Annotated in this window: 17 protein-coding genes; 11 read left to right on the top strand and 6 right to left on the bottom strand. The window is 66.6% G+C overall.

Annotated elements, in window-relative coordinates:
• Window positions 1-73 precede the first annotated feature (73 nt).
• Window positions 74-1315, top strand: a complete 1242-nt coding sequence (locus ACFWHR_RS07005) for a hypothetical protein (RefSeq protein ID WP_382447546.1) — start codon at window positions 74-76, stop codon at window positions 1313-1315.
• A gap of 10 nt (window positions 1316-1325) precedes the next feature.
• Here the strand turns inward: ACFWHR_RS07005 and ACFWHR_RS07010 are convergent, their stop codons facing one another.
• Both ACFWHR_RS07010 and ACFWHR_RS07015 read right to left on the bottom strand, forming a co-directional pair.
• Window positions 1326-2102, bottom strand: a complete 777-nt coding sequence (locus ACFWHR_RS07010; protein ID WP_382447547.1) for an ABC transporter ATP-binding protein — start codon at window positions 2100-2102, stop codon at window positions 1326-1328.
• A gap of 1 nt (window position 2103) precedes the next feature.
• On the bottom strand, window positions 2104-2919 hold the full coding sequence (locus tag ACFWHR_RS07015; RefSeq protein WP_382447548.1) for an ABC transporter permease: 816 nt from the start codon (window positions 2917-2919) through the stop codon (window positions 2104-2106).
• 101 nt (window positions 2920-3020) lie between these two features.
• On the opposite strand from ACFWHR_RS07015, the gene ACFWHR_RS07020 reads away from it, so the two are divergent.
• Genes ACFWHR_RS07020 through ACFWHR_RS07030 form a run of 3 tightly spaced genes read left to right on the top strand, consistent with a single transcriptional unit; the run spans window position 3021 to window position 5946 of the window.
• Complete coding sequence (locus ACFWHR_RS07020) at window positions 3021-4103, top strand: ATP-binding cassette domain-containing protein (protein ID WP_382447549.1); 1083 nt, start codon at window positions 3021-3023, stop codon at window positions 4101-4103.
• On the top strand, window positions 4073-5644 hold the full coding sequence (locus ACFWHR_RS07025; RefSeq protein ID WP_382447550.1) for a hypothetical protein: 1572 nt from the start codon (window positions 4073-4075) through the stop codon (window positions 5642-5644). Before ACFWHR_RS07020 ends, ACFWHR_RS07025 begins: the two co-directional genes overlap by 31 nt.
• Before the next feature lie 29 nt (window positions 5645-5673).
• On the top strand, window positions 5674-5946 hold the full coding sequence (locus ACFWHR_RS07030) for a DUF3039 domain-containing protein (RefSeq protein ID WP_382447551.1): 273 nt from the start codon (window positions 5674-5676) through the stop codon (window positions 5944-5946).
• A gap of 67 nt (window positions 5947-6013) precedes the next feature.
• Here the strand turns inward: ACFWHR_RS07030 and ACFWHR_RS07035 are convergent, their stop codons facing one another.
• The 4 genes from ACFWHR_RS07035 to ACFWHR_RS07050 form a co-directional block, all read right to left on the bottom strand.
• Window positions 6014-7330 carry a nicotinate phosphoribosyltransferase gene (locus tag ACFWHR_RS07035; protein ID WP_382447552.1) on the bottom strand — a complete coding sequence of 439 codons (1317 nt, stop codon included), beginning with the start codon at window positions 7328-7330 and terminating at the stop codon, window positions 6014-6016.
• A gap of 50 nt (window positions 7331-7380) precedes the next feature.
• Entirely contained in the window at window positions 7381-10839 is a 3459-nt protein-coding gene (locus ACFWHR_RS07040) for an error-prone DNA polymerase (RefSeq protein ID WP_382447553.1), read from the bottom strand.
• 104 nt (window positions 10840-10943) lie between these two features.
• Window positions 10944-12536, bottom strand: a complete 1593-nt coding sequence (locus ACFWHR_RS07045) for a DNA polymerase Y family protein (protein ID WP_382447554.1) — start codon at window positions 12534-12536, stop codon at window positions 10944-10946.
• Window positions 12533-13183, bottom strand: coding sequence for a hypothetical protein (locus tag ACFWHR_RS07050; protein WP_382447555.1), 651 nt, complete (start codon window positions 13181-13183; stop codon window positions 12533-12535). Before ACFWHR_RS07050 ends, ACFWHR_RS07045 begins: the two co-directional genes overlap by 4 nt.
• Before the next feature lie 109 nt (window positions 13184-13292).
• Between ACFWHR_RS07050 and ACFWHR_RS07055 the strand changes: the two genes are divergently transcribed.
• From ACFWHR_RS07055 to ACFWHR_RS07085, 7 genes are all read left to right on the top strand, one after another.
• Window positions 13293-13616: a DUF2469 domain-containing protein gene (locus tag ACFWHR_RS07055; protein ID WP_382447556.1), complete on the top strand. Its 324-nt coding sequence runs from the start codon at window positions 13293-13295 to the stop codon at window positions 13614-13616.
• Between the two features lie 171 nt (window positions 13617-13787).
• Window positions 13788-14201, top strand: coding sequence for a YraN family protein (locus ACFWHR_RS07060; RefSeq protein WP_382447557.1), 414 nt, complete (start codon window positions 13788-13790; stop codon window positions 14199-14201).
• The gene (locus ACFWHR_RS07065) at window positions 14198-15754 is read left to right on the top strand and encodes a YifB family Mg chelatase-like AAA ATPase (RefSeq protein ID WP_382447558.1); all 1557 of its coding nucleotides are present in this window, start codon (window positions 14198-14200) and stop codon (window positions 15752-15754) included. The genes ACFWHR_RS07060 and ACFWHR_RS07065 overlap by 4 nt, the downstream gene beginning before the upstream one ends.
• On the top strand, window positions 15751-17079 hold the full coding sequence (gene dprA / locus ACFWHR_RS07070) for a DNA-processing protein DprA (protein ID WP_382447559.1): 1329 nt from the start codon (window positions 15751-15753) through the stop codon (window positions 17077-17079). The genes ACFWHR_RS07065 and dprA overlap by 4 nt, the downstream gene beginning before the upstream one ends.
• Window positions 17080-17231: 152 nt before the next feature.
• Window positions 17232-17903 (top strand): GNAT family N-acyltransferase, encoded by a 672-nt coding sequence (locus ACFWHR_RS07075; protein WP_382447560.1) that lies wholly within the window; start codon window positions 17232-17234, stop codon window positions 17901-17903.
• Window positions 17893-18768, top strand: coding sequence for a ThiF family adenylyltransferase (locus ACFWHR_RS07080; protein WP_382447561.1), 876 nt, complete (start codon window positions 17893-17895; stop codon window positions 18766-18768). Before ACFWHR_RS07075 ends, ACFWHR_RS07080 begins: the two co-directional genes overlap by 11 nt.
• Window positions 18769-18838: 70 nt before the next feature.
• Window positions 18839-19807, top strand: coding sequence for a tyrosine recombinase XerC (locus tag ACFWHR_RS07085; protein ID WP_382447562.1), 969 nt, complete (start codon window positions 18839-18841; stop codon window positions 19805-19807).
• The last annotated feature ends 32 nt before the right edge of the window (window positions 19808-19839 follow it).

Below are 19839 nucleotides of genomic sequence, written 5' to 3' on the forward strand. Positions count from 1 at the left end.
AACGGGCCGTTTGGGTACGCTCGCGCCTCGGCGACTCAGGTGGATCAGCTGTGACTCCGGTTAGGCTGGTGGGATGCAGGTGGCGAAGGATGTGAAGCGCGCACTCAGGCTCGGTAAGCGCGTACTCAAGGGACGTCAGGCGTACTTTCAGTTGCGGCAGCTCATCGAAGCGCGTGGCGAACTGCCAGAGCAGCACTTTCGGGTCGGCGTCTACTTCGCCGACAGCGACGTGAATATCTATCAGATGCGGCAGTGGTACGCGCCCCTGCGAAAACTCTCGGAACTGCATCCGGTGCTCGTCCTCGCGCGGAATGCGGCCGGCGCCCGCCAACTGATGCAAGAGAGCGAACTCGCCGTTGAGTTCGTGCAGCGTGTGACTGACATCGAACGGGTCATTGAAGCGCAGCAGCTCGACGTGATTCTGTACGTTAACCAAAACACTCGCAATTTCCAGATGATGAGGTACGGGCAGCGCTGGCACGTCTTCGTCAATCACGGTGAGAGCGACAAGATGTACATGACGAGTAATCAGCACAAGACCTACGACTTCGCCTTTGTGGCGGGCGACGCCGCACGCGAACGTCTGTCGCGCGCACTTTGGGACTACGACGTCACCCAGCGCACCGTGCCGATCGGGCGCCCGCAGGCCGACCATCTCGACGGCGAACCGCCCTTCACCCCTGACAATCGAACAGTGGTGTTCTATGCACCCACCTGGGAGGGTGACCGCCCGGCCGCAAGCTACGGGTCAGTGGCCTCACACGGCGAAGCCATCGTGCGCAAGCTCATCGCCACGGGACGTCACCGCGTCGTCTACCGGCCGCACCCGCGCAGTGGCGTTGTCGACAGCGAATTCGGGGCGGCGAACCAGCGCATCATCGAGATGATCGAGGCCGCAAATCGAGACGACGCGACAGCGCAGCACGTGTACGACACGAGCCCGAGCCTCGGCTGGCAGCTGAGTCTGCCCGACGTCGCCATCTGCGACATCTCGGCAATGATCTACGACCGGCTAGCCACGGGCCGCCCGCTGATGGTCACGCGCCCCGTCGAAGCGGCCGCTGCCGTCGACGAGGTGGGGTACCTGAGCGTGTGTGAGTGGCTGACGGCCACTGAGACTGGCAATATCGAATCGGTGCTGGATCGCGTAATCGGCGACGACGAGGCGCGCGAGCGCCTGGTTACGTGGTCGGCGCACTACTTCGGTGACACCACGCCCGGAGCTCCCACGCGCCGTTTCCACGCGGCCATCGCCGATCTGCTGGCGAAGGCCGATGCCGAGCGGGTGAAGCACGCGGCGCTGGGCCGAGGGTAGACGAGCCGAATTAGGCCGGGTGATCGTCGTTATAGCGATCCAGCACGTCATCTATCGGGCCGTCAAGCACGAGCTTGCCACGATCGAGGTAGAGTCCGCGCGAGCAGAAGCGGCGCAGATCGCGCTCGTTGTGGGACACGAGGAAGAGCGTCTTGCCCTCGGCAAGAATCTGTTCGATGCGCGTGTAGCACTTTGCGCGGAACGCCCGGTCACCGACGGCGAGCACCTCATCGACGAGCAACACGGGCTCTTCCAGCTGTGAAATTACCGAGAATGCGACGCGCACCTTCATGCCACTCGAGAGGTGCTTGAACGGGGTATCTGTCACGTCTTCGGCGCCCGCGAACTCGACAATCGAGTCGAATCGATCGGCGATCGTGCGTTTGCTCAGCCCGTGCAGACCAGCGGTGAGCCACACATTGTCGCGCACCGTCAGATCGCCGACGAAGCCGCCGGTGATTTCGATGAGGGGGGCGACTCCTGCGTGCACGTCGACTCGGCCCTCGTCGGGAAAGAGCACACCGGCCACGAGCTTGAGCAGGGTCGATTTGCCCTGACCGTTCCGGCCGACGACGCCAATGGCCTCCCCAGCGTGCACGTCAAACGAAACGTTGCGCAGTGCCCAGAAGTCGCCCGGGCGCCCGCGGCGGGAACGACCGGAGAAGAGATCTTTAAAGCTGCGTCGGGACCCCCGGTTGCGACGGAATCGCACGCCGAGCCCGGAGACGGAAATGATCTTCTCGAGCGCCGGGGTAGCTGCGGAGTCAGACAGGTGTGAAGCGGTCACGTCACAGCTCCTTGAGTACGCCGCCGATGGTGCGGCGGAAGACGAGAATTCCAATGCCCAGGAAGACCAGAGTCATTGCGGTCGACGCGCCGATCAGTGGCCAGTCGATCTGATCCGGGAAGAAACCGGCGCGGAACAGGGCAAAGATTCCTGACAGCGGATTGAACCAGGCGAGGGGCTGAGCGAAATGGGGGAGGTCCGCCGCGCCGTAAATGATGGGCGATGCGTAGAAGAGCACCCGAAGAATCAGTTTCGTGGCCCGTTCAAGATCGCGGAAATAGACGACGAGTGGCGCGACAATGAGTCCAACTCCGAGCGTCAGCATCGCGAGCAGCACGACGGCGACGGGCATCAGCAGGATGCCCCAACCTACGGGCGCGCCGGTGAAAATGGCGAATGCTGCGAGCACTGGCAGGCTCAGTAAAAACTCGATGCCCTTTGAGCACACGATGCGCCCGACCCAGATCCAGTGCGGAAGGGCGACCGATCTCACGAGTTTCACGTCTCGTAAAAACGCGCGTGTCGAATCCGAAATGGCGCCGTTGACCCACACCCAGGGCAACAGTGCGGTGAGCAAGAAAACGATGTACGGCTGCTCGCCGACCGTGCGCTGAAAGACCTGCGTGAAGACGAACCAGTAGATCAAGCTCATCAGCAGCGGGTCAAGAATGGACCAGAGGTAGCCGAGCAGTGACGTCGAATACCGGACCTTCAGATCACGTCGAGTCAGCAGCCACAGTGAAGACCACGCGCTGACGCGACGCGGTCGGGTGCGGGGTGAAGAGGACACAAAGCTATTCTGCCGGGTTCCGACCATCGGCGAGGCCACACGATGTACACCGAACCTTTGCTAAATTAGTAGTCGTGCCGCCCGTAACTCCGTCAGCCATGCCCGCGCCCGAACCCCAGAGGGGGTCGATGCCGAATGAAGCGACGGTGATCGGCGAAGTAGCCAGTGGGGCTGGTGGGGCATCACGATTGCGTCCGAGCCGGACCTCGGGCGGCTCGTCAGGCGCCTCGCAGCCTGACACAGCAACGGATTCAGGAGCGCCTTCGGTCGCCGCTGAGCCGCGCGCGGGGGAGCCTGCCGGCGCGCCGCGCTCCGCGACGCCGCCTCCCGCCGCCGGTTCAGCCTCAGAAGAACCCGCGACTCGCTCGCCCCGCACCGGTCGCATTGAGGTGCCGGTGCCATCGGTGGTGCGCGCCCGCGAACGCGGCCGAATCGCCGAGCAAAACCCCGTTGTGCTGCGCACAGAGATGCTCACGAAGACGTATGGCTCGCTCGTCGCGGCGGGCGACGTCTCCATCGACGTGCACGCGGGCTCATTCACAGGTTTCGTCGGGCCGAACGGTGCTGGCAAGACCACGACGCTCTCGATGATCAGCGGCCTGCTGCGCCCCACGTCGGGTCGTGTCACCGTCAGCGGCGTTGATGTCTGGACGGACGGTCCGGCGGCGAAGCGACTTATCGGCACGCTGCCTGATCGCCTGCGGCTATTTGACCGGCTCACGGGCGCCCAGCTCCTCTATTACAGCGGCGTGTTGCACGGTGTCGCTGAAGCCGCGGTCGCCACACGCTCTGCCGAACTTGCTGAAGCATTCGGGCTCGAATCGGCACTTGGCCGCTTGGTCTCCGACTACTCAGCCGGTATGCAGAAGAAGATTGCGCTCGCCTGCTCGATGATCCACGCACCGGAGGTGTTGGTTCTCGACGAACCGTTCGAAGCCATTGACCCCGTTTCTGCGGCGAACGTCACCGACATTCTTGAGAAGTATGTTTCTGGCGGTGGCAGCGTCGTGATGTCGAGCCACAGCCTTGATCTCATCCAGCGTGTATGTGACCACGTCTCGATCATTGTGGACGGCAGCGTGATTGCTCAGGGCACCGTAGACGCCGTGCGCGATGGGCTCAGCCTCGAGGAGCGGTTTGTGCAGCTCACCGGTGTGAGTGATGCAAGGAAGGGGCTCGAGTGGCTTTCCGGCTCTTCCGACTCCGAGTAGCGCTGCTGGGCGGTAGCTTCCGCGGGTCATTTGGCAAGGGTCTGCGTGCCGCCCTGCTCTACGCGGTGCTCGCGGCCGCTGCCGTGGTGCTCGCCTTCGCGCCGACTGTGCTCGTGGCAGACGCTCACGAGCGCTCTGTTGTCGACCTCATCATTGGCACCGCGATCCTCTTCGGCGTGTTCATCGTTCCCTTCTTCGAGAACCGACGGATGCTTGAGCCGCGCCAGTTCGCGCAGTACCCCGCGGAGTCGGGTTCAGTTGCAGGATCACTGCTGCTTTCGACGGTGCTGACGTGGCCGTTCTTCCTGTTGGTCATCTGGCTCGCAGTGCTCGTCACCACGCGCCCTGAGTGGCATGATCCTGCCTGGATCGCCCCCGTCGCCTGCGTGCTCGCGGCACTCTTTGCCGTGGCCAGTGTGCGAGTGACCTCGCTCATTTCGCGACTGCTCGCGGGTCAGCGATTCGCCGGGGCACTGCGCACCGCTGGCGTCGTACTGATCGTCGCGATGTTGCCGCTCGCCGTGTTCGTCGGCGCCACAATCTTTGCTCCTGGCGGGTTCGAGACTGCTGATCAAGCGGCTGAAACGCTGGCTTTGACGCCGTTCGGGGCCCCGTTCGCGGCAATCCAGGCTGCAGCGGCTGGCGACAGCCAGGGCGCGTTGCTTGAACTCGGCATCCTCGCGGCGGCGATCGTTGTGCTGCTCGCGATCTGGTTTCCGCTCGTCGCCGTTTCGAACCAGCACATTGAACGTCCGCTCTCGCCCGGTATTGCGCGCAGCGGCCTCGGCTGGTTTGAGCGGTTCTCGGCGCGACCCGCGCAGGTAATCGCGGCACGCCAGTTGACGTACTGGGCAAGGGATCCGCGCTATCGCGTCGCACTCTTTGCGATCCCGCTCGCGCCGATATTCATGATGCTCGCGTTTTGGGTCGCGGGGGCTCCGCTCACGTGGCTCGCACTCGTGCCGTTGCCCGTGATCCTGCTGCTGCTCGGCTGGTCCCAGCACAACGATGTCGCGATGGACTCCACTGCGATCTGGGAGCACGTCGCGAGTGGCACGCGCGGTCGCTCTGACCGTGCTGGGCGCCTCGCGCCGGTGCTCATGATCGGTGTGCCGCTGGCCGTCATCGGATCGAGCATCACGGTGACGATTGTCGGCGACTGGCGCATTCTGCCGGCTGTCGTGGGAATGAACCTGGGCGTGCTGCTGGTGGCGTGCGCAGTGTCGAGCATTTTCTCGGTGCTGACCCCCTACCCGGCGACGCGGCCCGGCGACAGTCCGTTCGTGCAGCCGCAGTGGTCGGGGTCGGGCTCCGGCCTCGCGCAAACCATCGCGATGATTTTGGCGCTGGCACTCGCTGCTCCACCGGTCTGGTTTGCGATCACGGCGATCATCGATGTTGAGTTCGCCTCGAATATGTGGGCACTCGGTTTTGGCATCGGATACGGATTCGTCGTGCTGGTGCTCGGTGTTCTGATTGGCGGGTGGCTCTTCGATCGCAGCGGTCCAGAGCTGATTGCAGTCACCCAGGTCTTCGATTAATTCACCGATCCCAGGAGTACACTGACCGCATGGGTATCTTCACGCGCAATGATTCCGACACCGGAGGCGGCGTCGATGTGCTCGACCGCGAACTCGAGAAGCTGCTCGAAGATTCGCAGATCGAGGACGGAGACCACGAACGGTTCTCGCACTACGTCCCCAAAGACAAGATCATGGAGTCGGCGATGACGGGCAAGCCCGTACGTGCGCTCTGCGGCAAGAAGTGGACGCCGTCGCGCGACCCCGAGAAGTTCCCCGTCTGCCCGGACTGCAAAAAGGTCTACGAGGAGATGCGCAAGTAGCCTCTCTGCTGCGAAGCTTGCTTTGCTGCGAGGCGTGAGCGACTGACGTTGGTCGGCCGACGCGCGGTTAGCGGTACTCGGTAGGGATTGCGGGATCTCCGCGCGTCAGGCTCATCGCAACCGGCGGCAGCTCCGCAACGCTGGCCAGGTGGCGCTCACGCGCTGCGGCAATACCGTCGTGGCCGGTGTATTCCTGCTGGATCGCGCCGTCGATGACGAGCGGCACCAGAACGAGGCGGCCGTCGGCGTCGGCGCCCTCGGTTGTGCCACCCGGGCCGTCGCCGAGCAAGATCAGTTCGTTTGTCGCGACGCCGCGAGGGGAGAGTGCGCGACGCACGCTCTTGCGCCCGCCGACCGAAGCCTTCTCCGCCGACTTCTTCGCGACCGACACCCACGCGCCGTCGGCGTCTTCGTGAGCGACGAGCTTGTAGACCATGCCCATCGTGGGCGTGCCAGAACCGACCACGACCGACGTGCCGACGCCGAAGCTGTCGACGGGGGAGGCGGCCAGTGCCGCAACCGTGTATTCGTCCAGGTCGTTCGTGACCGTGATCCGGGTGCGTGTCGCCCCGAGCTCGTCGAGCAGGCGACGCACGCGGCTGACGACGATGGGCAGGTCGCCAGAGTCGATGCGCACGGCCCCGAGCTCGGTGCCGGCGACCTCGATAGCGGTGCGTACGCCCTCGTCGATGTCGTAGGTGTCGACAAGGAGCGTGGTGCCGGTGCCGAGCGCGGCCACCTGCGCCTCGAACGCCGCGAGTTCGCTCTCGTGCAGCAGCGTGAAGCTGTGCGCTGCGGTGCCCATGGTGGGGATGCCGTAGCTGCGGCCAGCCTCAAGGTTCGACGTCGCGGTGAAGCCCGCAATATATGCGGCGCGAGCCGACGCGACTGCGCTGTACTCGCCGGTGCGGCGCGAGCCCATCTCGGCAAGCGGCTTGCCTGCTGCCGCGTGCACCATGCGCGACGCCGCTGTGGCGACCGCGGAGTCGGCGTTCAAGATGCTGAGCGCGAGGGTTTCGAGCAGCACGCCCTCGGCGAAGCTCGACTCGACCGTGATGAGCGGAGAACCCGGGAAAAACACCTCGCCCTCGGGATACCCCCAGATGTTGCCAGAGAACTTGAAATCGGCAAGCCAGTCGAGTGTCTGTGCGCTCACGACCTGGTGCTCGCGTAAAAAGGTGAGTTCTTCGTCGCCGAATCGGAACTGCTCGATGGCCTCCAGGAGGCGGCCGGTGCCCGCAACGACGCCGTACCGGCGGGCGCCCGAGAGGCGCCTCGCGAACAGCTCGAAGACGCTGCGTCGGTGGGCGGTGCCGGCTTGCAGCGCGGCATCGACCATCGTCAGTTCGTAGTGATCGGTGAGCAGCGCCGTCGAGGTATGCACCCGGCCAGCTTAGCCGGTCGGTGTCGGTTGAGCGGGAGCCGTCGCCTCGCTCAGCGGAAGTCGCGGGAGGCGACGCCGATGGGTGCGGCAAGCGGCTCGAAGGTCTGGGCAATCACGTTTACGACGCCCTCAGGGGAGCGCTCGAGCACGCCGCGCACGATCAGCGCTGGCGAGGCTCGCGCGACAAGCCGGTTGCGCGCCCACACCTGCGCCCACGTGACGATGTTGACCGTGCCCGATTCATCCTCGAGCGTGAGAAAGGTGATGCCGCTCGCGGTGCCAGGGCGCTGCCGGTGGGTCACGAGCCCCGCGACCTCCACCACTACGCCCGGCCGCGCGTGTTTGGTGCGGTCCGAGCGAATCACGCCTCGCGCGTCAAGCCCGTCGCGCAGCAGCGCGAGCGGGTGGGTGCCGGTGGCGACCCCCGTGGTCCACAGATCAAGAGCCGTCTGTTCCGCCTCGGTAAGCACGGGCAGCAGCGGCGGTTGCACGTGCACTGCGATCCCGGGAAGAAAGCGCTCGCGGTTGTCCGAGGCCGGAGCCGCCGCCCAGAGCGCCTCGCGGCGATCGAGCCCGAGGCTTTCGCAGGCGCCGGAGGCCGCGAGTGCTTCCAGGCGGGTGCGGTCGAGGTCGGCGCGGCGGGCGAGATCTGCCAGATCTAGAAACGGTGCTTCGGCTCGCGCGCGTTCGATGCGCTCGGCGGTGTCGCGCTCGATGCCGCGCACCTCGGTCAGGCCGAGCCGCACGGCAAACGCGCCATCCCTGCGGTGCAGGGCGCTCGTGTCAGGGGAGCCCTGCACAAACGGCCCCGGCGCTGGTTGATCGTGTAACAGGCAAGCGTCAGAGCCGGTCGGGGCTCGGTGATCCTGCGCGATCGCTTCGAGGCCAGAGAGCGCACCGGAGCGCTGCACATCGGGTGGCAGAATCTCGACGCCGTGCCGCCGCGCGTCCTCGGTGAGGGAGCGGGCGTTGTAGAACCCCATCGGCTGCGCACGCAGCAGGCCGGCGAGAAACGCGCCGGGATAGTGGAGCTTGCACCAGGAACTCACGTACACAATCAGGGCGAAACTGATCGAGTGGCTCTCGGCGAACCCGAACCCAGCGAACGCCTCGATCTGCTCGTACACGCGCACCGCTTCGTCGCCGGTGATGCCGTTTTCTGCCATGCCAACGAAGAGCTTCGCCTTCAGGCTGTCGATGCGCTCCTGGCCGCGTTTTGACCCCATGGACCGCCGCAGCAGGTCGGCGTCTTCGCCGCTGCAGCCGCCCACGATCATCGCCATCTGCATGAGCTGCTCCTGGAAGAGCGGCACGCCGAGTGTGCGTTTGAGCACCGGCTCGAGCTTGGGGTGCGCGTAGGCCACCGCCTCCTGGCCGTTCTTGCGGCGCAGGAACGGGTGCACCGCGCCGCCCTGAATTGGCCCGGGGCGAATCAGAGCGATCTCGATGACGAGGTCGTAGAAGGTGCGCGGCAACAGGCGCGGCAGCGTGTTGAGCTGGGCACGGCTTTCAACCTGAAACACCCCGACCGCGTCGGCTCGGCAGAGCATGTCATAGACCCCGGCCTCCTCTTTCGGCACGGTGTTGAAGGTCCACTGCTCGCCGGTCGATGCCGCGATGAGGTCGAAGGTGTGACGCAGCGCGCTCAGAATGCCGAGCCCGAGCATGTCGAACTTCACGAGGCCCATCGTTTCGCAGCCCTCTTTGTCCCACTGCAGCACCGTGCGATTCTCCATGCGCGCGTGCTCAATGGGGCAGACTTCCCCGACGGGCCGCTCGGTCAGCACCATACCTCCAGAGTGGATGCCGAGGTGCCGCGGCGCTTTCTGGAACGCCTGGGCGAGGTGCTGCACGGCGAGCGGGATCGGGCTCTCGGGGTCCGTCTCGATCGTGCGTCTGCGCTCCAGACCGCGCGTCCAGGCTCGCTGCTGGCCGGCACTGTACCCGAGCGCTTTTGCTGCGTCGCGAACCGCTGCCTTCGGCTGATACGTGATGACGTTCGCGACCTGGGCGGCATTGCGTCGGCCGTAGCGTTCGTAGACGTACTGAATGATCTCTTCGCGGCGCTCCGAATCGAAATCGACGTCGATGTCGGGCTCCTCGTCGCGCAGGCTTGACAGGAAGCGCTCGAACGGCAGGTCGTATCGGATCGAATCGACCGAGGTGATGTCGAGCACGAAGCAGACTGCGGAGTTCGCCGCCGATCCGCGCCCCTGGCACAGAATTTCGCGGCTGCGTGCCTCGCGCACAAGGTCGTGCACGATCAGGAAGTAGCCCGGGAAGTCTTTCTGTTCGATAACCTCGAGCTCGCGCTCGATACGGGTGCGGTGCTTGTCAGAGAGGGGCGTGCCGTACCGGCGCTCTGCCCCCTCCCACACGAGCGCGCGCAACCAACTCATCTGGGTATGGCCGTCGGGGAGCGCGAGCTTCGGGAGGTGCGGGCGAGCCGCACGCAGCGGGAACGCGAGTTCTTCGGCGAGTGGCACCGTGCGCGCGATGGCGTCGGGGTGCCGCGCGAAGCGGCGCAGCATTGCGGCCCCGCTGCGCAGGTGGGCTGCGCCCGATGCCGGGAGGTGAGGATCGAGTTCTGCGAGGCTGCGTCTGGCGCGCACGGCGGCCATTGATTCGGCGAGCGGTGCGCCGGCGGCGGTCGCGTAGTGCACGTTTCCGGTTACGAGGGTCGGCAGGCCGCGCGCCGCGGCGAGCTCGGCGAGCCGGTCGTTGCGCGGATCGTCGCCCGGGTGGCCGTGGTGGCTGAGCTCTACGTGCACGCTGTCGCGACCGAAGAGCGCGGTGAGCCGGTCGAGCTCGATCAGTGCTTGATCGTCGCCCGCAGCCCGGGTCGAGGCACCCTCGAGGGCGCGCCGCACAGCGCCCTTGCGGCAGCCGGTGAGGATCGCCCACTCGCCTCCTCCCGCAGCTGCGAGGGCCTCGAGATCGTAGAGTGGCCGTCCCTTTTCGCCGCCCGCGAGCTGCGCCTCGGTGATTGCGGCTGCGAGCCGGTGATAGCCGCTCGTGCCGCGGGCGAGTACGAGCAGGTGGGTGCCCATGGGATCGGTGGCGCCGAGCTGGGGTGCGTCAAGTCCGAGTGAGAGTTCTGCGCCGTACACGGTGAGGGGGAGCGTCGCCGTGTCGTCGGTCGGTGTGCTCGCCGCCTGTCGCGCGCGGGTGTCGGCGGCGTCGGCGAAGGCCGCGGCGCCGTAAAACCCGTCGTGGTCGGTGAGCGCGATGCCCGCGAGTCGCAACCGGGCCGCCTCATCAAAGAGGTGCTCGGGGGATGACGCGCCGTCGAGAAAGCTGAAGTGAGAATGGGCGTGGAGCTCGGCATAGGGCACGTCGGTGGCTGCGGGGTGCGCGACTGCTGGCGTTGCCGGCTGCGTTTTGCCCCCGGCCCCTTCGGCCGCGGTTTCGTCTGGTGCGGTCTCGGTGGCCGCCGTCTCGTTCGGTGCGCGGCCCGAGAGGCGGCGCTCGAACTCCTTCCAGGGGAGCGAGGAATTGTCCCAGCGCATGATGCCTCCGTTCGCGAGAGTGGTGTCGATTGTGTGCGGTGTTGCGTGCGGTGTGCGGTGTGCGGTGTGCGGTGCGGCGTGCTGTGTGGGTGCGCTCGCAGCGGTCAGTCGTAGCGCCCCTCGGCCAGCCACTCGCCGGCTTCGCAGAGCAGCAGCCAGGCGTCGCCGTCGGCGAGCTGCACCTGGATGCGGAACCGCGCGGGGGCGCCCTCCCACCACCTCTCGCGCACAGCCCAGGGCGGGGACCAGCCCGCAACGGCGGCCTCGAATGCAGTGGTCGCCACGCGCAGCTGAGCGGGGTCGGTGGTCAGCAGATCGTCCGCGTCAATCTCGACGGGGGCGCCCGTGGCGTCGAGCAGCGCGGCGGGGAGCGGCGTCGGAAACACGCGGCTGGGCACGGGACCGACGAGCGCGCCGGGCCACGGCCCCGACGCAGACGTGCGTGCGCTCGTGCGCTCGACGCGCGCGGTGCTCCAGGGCACGAACCGTTGCCGATCCGCGAGGAGGCGCCCGCCCGCGAGTGCGACCGTGCCCACTCCGGTGTGGCCGAGACGGCTCTGCGCGCGGCTGAGGTGATGGTGCACGCGCTCGTCTGGTTCGGTGCTCCAGAGGGCCGGCTCGTGTGCGGCGATGCGGTCGGTGTGTACGGGGGTGATGCGCACGCGCACGACGCCGGCGCCGCCGCGATCTGTCTCGGTCGCGGCGGATGCGGCCTGCCACCGAATACGGCCGACCGTATCGGCCGCGGTGAAGTGCCGCGGGTGTGCCCACTCTCGTTCGTGGTGTACGCCAATGTCGTCCGTGAGCTCGACGCGGAGCACGGTGCACACGAGGCGTTCTTCGGTGAGACCGCCGATGAAGCGTTCGGCGAGCGCGCTGCAGGCAAACGCCAGCTGATCTGCCGCGTCGAGCGGCGTCTCGAATGTGAGGTCTACCGCGAGCTCGCGAACCGGTTCGCGGGGGCGCACTTCGGCGCCGTGGCCAGCCCCAGAGGCGGTTGCGCGCCGATGCGCGGTGAGTCCCAGCGGCCCGAAGCGCTGCCGCACCGCATCCTCGGGAAGCGCCGCCAGCGCGCCGAGTGTGCGAATGCCGAGCCCCTGCAGCGTTTCGGCGAGCCCGGCATCCGTGGCGCGTGACACCGGGAGTGGCGACAGAAACGCCGGCGAGGCACCCGGCTCGACAATGCGGAGCCCTTCACCGGGCGCCGTGATGCCGGGGTCGGTCGACGCCGACCGCGCGACTTGCTCGGCGGTGAATCTGCCATCCGCGATCCCGACTCGCGCGTCAGGGAGGCCGAGCTCAGCCGCGAGCCTGAGTACCGCGGCGCCTGCCGGTGCCTCGCCTCCGTAGTAGCGCGCTGGCCCGCGTGCGCGCATGGCGCAGAGCCCGGGGCGCACGAGCTCGACGCCGGGCACGAGCTGCTCGAGCGCCGCGACGATGGGTGCGAATCGTCGCGCGTCGGTTTCTGGAGCGTGGGGGTAGACCGCGAGTTCTGGGCAGCGGGTCTGTGCCTCGCGTTCTCGGAGGCCGGTGCGCACGCCCTCCATGCGGGCGGCGGCCGAGCAGGCGATCACGATGCGGTTCGCAATGAGGGCGAGCGGGGCATCGGGGGAGAGCCCGTCTGCCGCGTCATCACGGAGCAGTGCGTGCACGGGCCAGTCGGGCACCCAGAAGATGAGTGTGCGCTCGGCGGTCATAGTGCGGCCAGCCGTCTGACAGGTGCGGTGTCGGGGGAGACGACCGCGCCCTGCTCGAACCGAACGGTGTGCTTCCTGGCGCCGAGCCGATCCTGCGACTGCACCACCAGCTCGCGGTTCGCAAGCACCCCGTGGCCGCGGCCCAGGCCGTCCCACCGGGAGGCCGTGACGTGCAGCGTTGACTCGGGTCGCGGCCACGTTCCGGCGACGATGAGTGCGGCATCGTGATCGCGCAGACGGGCCGAGATGCGCTCGGCCTCGGCGGGGCTCGGGCGGGACGTGGGGGCCAAGAGTACGACGGTGAGTACCTCGGCGAGCGCGCCGGTGAGTCCCATCGCATCGGCTCCGGGGTGCGGAATGACGACGCATCGGTCGAGGGCGATACCGAGCGCGGCAGCGGCCTCAGCCCCGAACGAGGGGTCGCCAATCACCCCGCACCACGCACCCGACGCCGATGCCTCCGCGAGCATCGCGAGCGCCAGTTGCCGCGAACCCTGCACGGCGTAGCTCGCCCCCATGCGCAGCGACCCGCCGGGAAGCAGCGGGCGCAGACCGGCCAGTGTGGGCAGTACGCGAGCGTCGAGCCGCACCGGCTGCATCTCGGAGATGCGCTGCTGCAGCGAGCGGACGGTCGCGGGGGAGTTCATGCAGGTATATTCGAACATATGTTCGAATAAGTCAATCTCGCGGTCATGGGCGCGTCGCGGCCCGCACGGGGCTCGAAACTCGCGGGCCAGTCGGCGTAGGATGGTGAGGATGAACGAGGACGAGCTAGACGATTACGAGCGCGAAGCCGAGCTGTCGCTGTTTCGCGAGTACCGCGATATCGCGAGCCAGTTTCGCTATGTCGTCGAGACTGAGCGACGTTTCTATCTGGCAAACGACGTCGATCTGAAGCGCCAAGATGCCGGCAGCGATTTCTACTTCGAACTCGCGATGACCGATGTCTGGGTGTGGGATGTGTATCGCGCTGACCGGTTCGTGAAGTCGGTGCGCGTGCTCACGTTTAAGGACGTCAACGTCGAAGAGCTGTCGGCCCGTGAGTTCTCACTGCCGCAGGAGCTCGCGCTCGACGAGTAACGCTGCGCGGGGTGTGGTGCTGAGCTGAGCGAAGTATGGTGCTGAGCGGTGGTGTGATTTCCGCTCACAACGCGGCCAGTATTCGAGATATCGCCGACTTCTCCACATTCTTCTCAAACCGCTCCACAGCATTCTCCGCTGCACCCATGCTGGTGCTCCAGGAGGTGCAACATGGAGCGCACAACGGCATCACGGCACGAGGTTCCGCCCAGTGGCGCGGGCGGCGAGTCACCCCATAACCAAGCGCTCGGGGCACGTGGCGAGAGCATCGCCGCAGCGTATCTCGAGGGGCTCGGTCTGCGCGTGCTTGACCGCAACTGGCGTACCCGACACGGCGAAATTGACCTCGTCGTCTCCGATCAGGGCGTCATCGTCGCGGTAGAGGTGAAGACTCGCAGCGGCGCGGGTTACGGTAATCCCCTCGAAGCCATCACGGCCCGAAAGGCGGCGCGCCTGCGGCGGCTCCTGCTCGACTGGGTGCGTGGACACTCGGCTCCGGGGGCGGGCCTCCGCATCGACGCCATCGGTATCACCCTGATGCCCGGCGCCCCGCCCCGCATCGATCACCTGCGGGGCCTCTTGTGAGTGGCGTTGTATGCCGGGCGGCCTCCATCGCGCTCACGGGGCTGCACGGCACCACCGTGATGGTTGAATCTGCGATCTCTCAGCAGCTCCCCGGCATCGCAATCATCGGCCTCCCCGACACGTCGCTCGCCGAGGCGAAACTGCGGGTGCGCACGGCGACCGCCCAGGTGGGGATGCCACTGTCAGATCGTTTCATCACGGTGAATCTTTCGCCGGCCTCGCTTCCGAAACACGGCTCCGGGTTTGATCTAGCGATTGCGCTCGCCGCGCTCGCCGCATCGCGGCACCTCCCCGTCACCGGCCTCTCCGAGGTCGCACACCTGGGGGAGTTGGCGCTCGATGGAGAGCTGCGCAGGCCAGCCGGGCTGCTCTCATCGGCTGCTGCCGCTCGGTCGCTGGGCTTCCGGCGGGTGATGGTGCCGGAATCGTGCGGGGCGGAGGCCGCACTCGTGCCCGGCATCGAGGTCATCGCGGTGCGAGACCTTGCGAGTGCAGTGGGGTGGTATCGCGGAGAGCCGGATCGCGGGCGCATCGTGCTCGCGAGCACCTCGACGGCCGTCCCGCCGGCCAGAGACCTCCCGGGTTCAGCGGTCGACATGGCCGATATCGTCGGCCAACCGGAGGCGGTTGAAGCCATGGTGATTGCCGCGGCCGGCAGGCACCATGTGTCATTGCTTGGCCCGCCGGGAGCGGGCAAGACACTGCTCGCGACGCGCCTTCCCACGCTGCTCCCCGAGCTCGCCGATGACGCGGCGCTCGAGGCAAGCAGCATCGCCTCACTGGGTGGTTCACCGCTGCTGGAGCTCGTGCGACGGCCACCGTTTGAAAATCCCCACCACACGGCCTCAACGGCCTCGATCATCGGTGGCGGGCAGGGCATCGAGGTGCGACCGGGCGCGATCACCCGGGCCTGTCACGGGGTGCTGTTTCTCGATGAGGCACCCGAATTTCCGCGCACCGTGCTCGACGCACTGCGGCAGCCACTTGAGACCGGGCGCATTGAGATACACCGCGCACGCATCCGCACAGTGCTCCCCGCGCAGGTGCAGCTCGTGCTCGCCGCCAACCCGTGCCCGTGCGGCAACGCCGGGTCTCCCGACACGGCACTGCGCTGCAAATGCACGCCGCGCGTGCGCGTGAACTATCAGCAACGCATCTCGGGGCCACTCGCCGACCGCATTGATCTGCGGCTGACACTGCACCGCGTATCGAAGGTGCTGCTCGATGACCCCCACGAACGAACCCCATCGAGCGAAGAGCTGCGTGAGCGAGTGGCGGGGGCTCGAGCGCTCGCCGCCGCCCGCTGGGCCGATACCCCGTGGTCGGTGAACGCCGACGTACCGGGAAGGTGGCTGCGCAGTGCACGCCTGCGGCTGCCGCGCGCCGATACCGCCGTACTCGACCACGCGCTCGCGCGCGGTGCCCTGACGCTGCGAGGCTACGATCGCGCTCTGCGCGTCGCCTGGACGGTGAGCGACCTCGCCGGCAAAGACCGCCCGCGCCGGCCAGAGGTTGCCCGGGCACTGGCTCTGCGCGGAGGTGACTTCGCATGAGCATCAGCAAATTGATCAGATGCTCCGACTCAGGGGTGCCTGAACTCCTCGATCAGCTGGTCCCAGCCCCGATGCCCGTACGGCCGCAGGCGCAGTACGCCGAATCACGCTGCGACACCGCCCGTGACGTCCTGCTTGCCAGAGTGGTGTGGTCGCGGCTCATCGAACCCGGCGACGCGGTGGCAGGAACACTGATCGATACGCTCGGAGCATTGCCAGCGCTTGAACTGCTCGCGGGGGAGTCTGGGAAGTACGCGCGTGAGGAGGGCAGCGCTCACCGGGGTACCGTCGGTGCCGCACGTCAATTGCGAACGGCCGCGGCTGCAGCCGGGATCGCGATTGATGGTCGCACGCTCTCCGCCGCGGTCGCTCGCTGGCTTCCGCGTCTCGACCGATCCGCGAGCCTGACTGACCTCGACCGCGCCGTTGCCGCGGGACTGCAGGTCATCGGGCCAGAATCAATCCTGTGGCCGACGTCTCTGAACGATCTCGGACCGCACTCTCCACAACTCCTCTGGGCGCGGGGCAAACCCGCCGAGCTCAGCGCAAAAGCGCTCGCTGTGGTGGGTGCACGGGCGTGCACCGGCTACGGCGCGAACATCACCGCAGAACTCGTGGACACCGCAGGGTCCGCCGGAGTAGCAATCGTGTCGGGTGCGGCCTACGGCATCGACGCGGTCGCACACCGCGCCGCGCTCGCCGCAGGCGTCCCCACGATTGCCGTGCTCGCGGGCGGGGCCGACCGCGCCTACCCAAGTGCCCACGAATCGCTGCTTGAACGTATTGCGGAGACCGGGGTCGTGTGCTCCGAGATGGTGCCGGGGGCCGCGCCAACTAGATGGAGGTTTCTGCAACGCAATCGGGCAATTGCCGCTCTCGCAGAGGCGACACTCGTCACGGAGGCGGGCATGCGGTCAGGGTCACTGAACACGGCTGGGCACGCGGCCGAGCTCGGACGAAACCTCGGAGCAGTCCCCGGACCCATCACCAGTGCAGCCTCCGCTGGTTGCCACCGACTCATTCGCGACTACGGCGCCACACTCGTATCCAGCAGCGACGAGCTGCGTGAATTCATGGGGATTATCAGCGCCGCAGAACAACTGCTCCCGAGTGCGTCTGATCGCCAACCGGCTGCGCACCGTCGCACGCTCGACGCGATCCCGCTGCGCGGCTTCCGCAGCGGTGACGAGATTGCGCTCGCCGCAGGCCTGACTGGGGAAGAGACGCGGGCGATACTCGCCGAACTTGAACTCATGGGGTGGGTAGCCCGTGGTGATCGCGCAGACGGATCGCCCCCGCGATGGCGTCTTGTGCGGCGCGAGTAAGGCCTTCTTAGAGGATAAAAAAAGTGCTGTCAAGGCCCCCCTCAAAACCGTCACTTGAGGGTCTTCAAACCATAGAATATCGGCTCTTCGGGCCTCGGAAATGAGCGAGGTCCTCCGCATGAATAACCGAATAACGTAAGGCTGTCACTGACGTGAACACAGAGGTTCAAGCTCGTTCGTCGAGCACGATGTCGGCGTATCGCATCACCCAGGTAGCCTCAGACGCAGATCTGTTTACCTGGCGTCTGCTCCGTCAGCGTGTGTATCTTGAAGAGGGGCTACTCACACCCGACGACGTCGGGTCCACCATGTACATCGACACGTACGATGCGTACTCAGAGCACTTCTTGGTGTGGGACTCATTGGGTGCGCCTGTCGGCACGGGGCGACTGATCTTTGGGGCCCATGTTGCTGGGCAACGCCTCCAGATCGAAGACACGTTTGACGTGGATATTTTGCCCGACAGCGCCGAGGTCTCAGGGTTCGCAATTTTGCGGGAGCACCGCGTCGGCCTCGCCCAGGTGGGGCTGCTTCGCGCGATGATCGAACGGTTGCGCGAGCGAGGCGTATCGAACGCGTACGCAGAGGTTGAGCCGTGGTTCTTCAGGGGGCTCAATCGCTTCGGATATCCGTGCGCCCGCATCAGCGAATCGAAGTTCGTCTTCAACGCAGAGAACTTCGTGATCCACATGCCGCTCGACGACTTCTGGGAGGGGGTGGAGCACGATATCTCGCGTGCGCGCCGCACCCTTCGCGGCACGTACTACTCGCACCCGTGGGACGGCACGATCGGCGACCAGCACCTGGTGTTCCGTGACGCGTGACCCTGCGCCCTCCGCGGCGCAGGGTCCCACCTTTCTGGATCGCAGTCGCGGCTTATTTACCGATGCCGAACTCCGCAGGCTCGGCTCTGCGACCGTAGCGATTGCCGGGGTCGGGGGAGTTGGCGGACGAGTGGCCGAGGTACTCGCTCGGAGCGGTATCGGAAACCTGCGACTGGCTGACCCCGACACGTTCTCGATCACGAACCTCAATCGGCAGGCGGCATCGACACTCGACTCGCTTGGCCGGCAAAAGACGACCGTCGTCGCCGAGCTGTGCCGTTCGGTCTCGCCGATTGTCACAGTCGACGAATGGTCCGAGGGCGTTTCGGCTGGCAGCATCGACGCCTTTGTGCGGGGCGCGGATGCGGTTGTTGACGGAACCGACTTCACGCTCCCGTCGTTGGGGCTGCTCGTCGCACGCGCAGGAAGCGCGCAGCACGTCCCGGTCGCGCTTGGTGTCGAGGTCGCGTTCGGCGCTTGGCACACGGTGTTCACCCGACCCGGGCAGTTCGAACAGCTGATGGGTCTCCCGCTCGATGTGAGTCCGGAGGCGCTCGACAGCGGTGAGATCTCGGTGCCGCTCTGGCGCTGGGTGCAGCGCGTCCCTCCCTACCTGAACGCCGACGTTTTCGCGCGGGTCGCGCGAGGTGAAATCGATGCCCCCGCCATCGCGCCCGCCGTTGAGATTTCTGCCGCGATGCTCGCGACCGATGTGCTGCAACTTGTACTGGGACGTCGTCCAGCAACGCGCGCGCCCGCCGTACACGGCATCGATGCGCGTACCGGGCGATCGTGGCGGGGGCGCCCCAGCCTGGCTCGGTTCATGCTGAGCGCCAAAGTCGCATCGTGGCGGGCACGCCGGTAGCACGCCAATAGCACGACGAAACGCCGCGAGCCAGAATGCGCTTCTGACGCGCGCCGCCCACAATGAAGACATGCAACTGTCTACGGCCGTCGAGCGTTTCTTGACGGCCGTGCAGTTGGAGTATGGCTACTCCGAGCACACGCTGCGCGCCTACCAGCGAGACCTCGCATGGTTCATCGACTTCGCGGAGGAAACTGGTGCGCGCGAGCTCGCCGACTGCGATATCGAGCTCATGCGTGGCTGGTTGTGGCAGCGTCAGCAACAAGGGCTCGCAGCCACAACGCTCGCCCGCAACGTCGCGACGCTGAAGTCGTTTGGCACCTGGCTCGAACGCTCCCGGCTGGTGCCGGGCAATCCTGCGTCGCGGCTCCGTGCTCCGAAGGCTCCGCGTGATCTTCCGCGAGTGCTCGCCGACGAGCAAATGCGCCGCCTGCTGGCCCGAGTTGAAGGCCGAGGCGACGCCGAGCACCCCGAATCGCTGCGCGATCACGCGGTGCTCGAACTGCTCTACGCGGCGGCGCTTCGCGTTTCGGAGCTGTGCTCGTTGCCGATCACTGGGCTCGATGCCGGTGCTCGAACCGTGCGCGTGCTGGGCAAGGGCGGCAAAGAGCGAGTTGTGCCGTTCGGCGGACCGGCCGCGCGTGCCATCGACACCTATCTGACCGTCGCTCGCCCCGCACTGATTGCTCGAGCCGCGCAAGCCGCAAGCGCTGCATCACAGAGCGCTGCATCACAGAGCGCCGGGCCGCAGAGCGCCAGGCATGATGCCCTATTCGTGGGAAACCGGGGTGGCAAACTGACGCCCAATGCGGTGTACCGACTGGTGGCCCGCGAGCTCGAAGACGAGCCGGGTGGAGGCCCACGCGGTCCGCACACCTTCCGGCACACCGCGGCGACGCACCTGCTGAATGGTGGCGCCGACCTGCGAGTGGTGCAAGAGATGCTGGGGCACTCGAGCCTGGCGAGTACTCAGGTCTATACGCACGTCTCGACCGAACGATTGGCTCAGAGCTACCGGCAGGCTCACCCGCGGGCCTAACGTGCCCTCGCCCTCTCGTTCGCGCCATCTGC

The sequence above is a fragment of the Leucobacter sp. NPDC058333 genome (assembly GCF_042726155.1).
Taxonomy (GTDB): domain Bacteria; phylum Actinomycetota; class Actinomycetes; order Actinomycetales; family Microbacteriaceae; genus Leucobacter.

Bases quoted from the DNA above. Each gene is read 5' to 3' on its own strand.
- ACFWHR_RS07005 (WP_382447546.1), top strand. From the start codon at position 74: ATGCAGGTGGCGAAGGATGTGAAGCGCGCACTCAGGCTCGGTAAGCGC.
- ACFWHR_RS07015 (WP_382447548.1), bottom strand. From the start codon at position 2,919: ATGGTCGGAACCCGGCAGAATAGCTTTGTGTCCTCTTCACCCCGCACC.
- ACFWHR_RS07020 (WP_382447549.1), top strand. From the start codon at position 3,021: ATGCCGAATGAAGCGACGGTGATCGGCGAAGTAGCCAGTGGGGCTGGT.
- ACFWHR_RS07030 (WP_382447551.1), top strand. From the start codon at position 5,674: ATGGGTATCTTCACGCGCAATGATTCCGACACCGGAGGCGGCGTCGAT.
- ACFWHR_RS07040 (WP_382447553.1), bottom strand. From the start codon at position 10,839: ATGCGCTGGGACAATTCCTCGCTCCCCTGGAAGGAGTTCGAGCGCCGC.
- ACFWHR_RS07045 (WP_382447554.1), bottom strand. From the start codon at position 12,536: ATGACCGCCGAGCGCACACTCATCTTCTGGGTGCCCGACTGGCCCGTG.
- ACFWHR_RS07050 (WP_382447555.1), bottom strand. From the start codon at position 13,183: ATGAACTCCCCCGCGACCGTCCGCTCGCTGCAGCAGCGCATCTCCGAG.
- ACFWHR_RS07055 (WP_382447556.1), top strand. From the start codon at position 13,293: ATGAACGAGGACGAGCTAGACGATTACGAGCGCGAAGCCGAGCTGTCG.
- ACFWHR_RS07060 (WP_382447557.1), top strand. From the start codon at position 13,788: ATGGAGCGCACAACGGCATCACGGCACGAGGTTCCGCCCAGTGGCGCG.
- dprA (WP_382447559.1), top strand. From the start codon at position 15,751: ATGAGCATCAGCAAATTGATCAGATGCTCCGACTCAGGGGTGCCTGAA.
- ACFWHR_RS07085 (WP_382447562.1), top strand. From the start codon at position 18,839: ATGCAACTGTCTACGGCCGTCGAGCGTTTCTTGACGGCCGTGCAGTTG.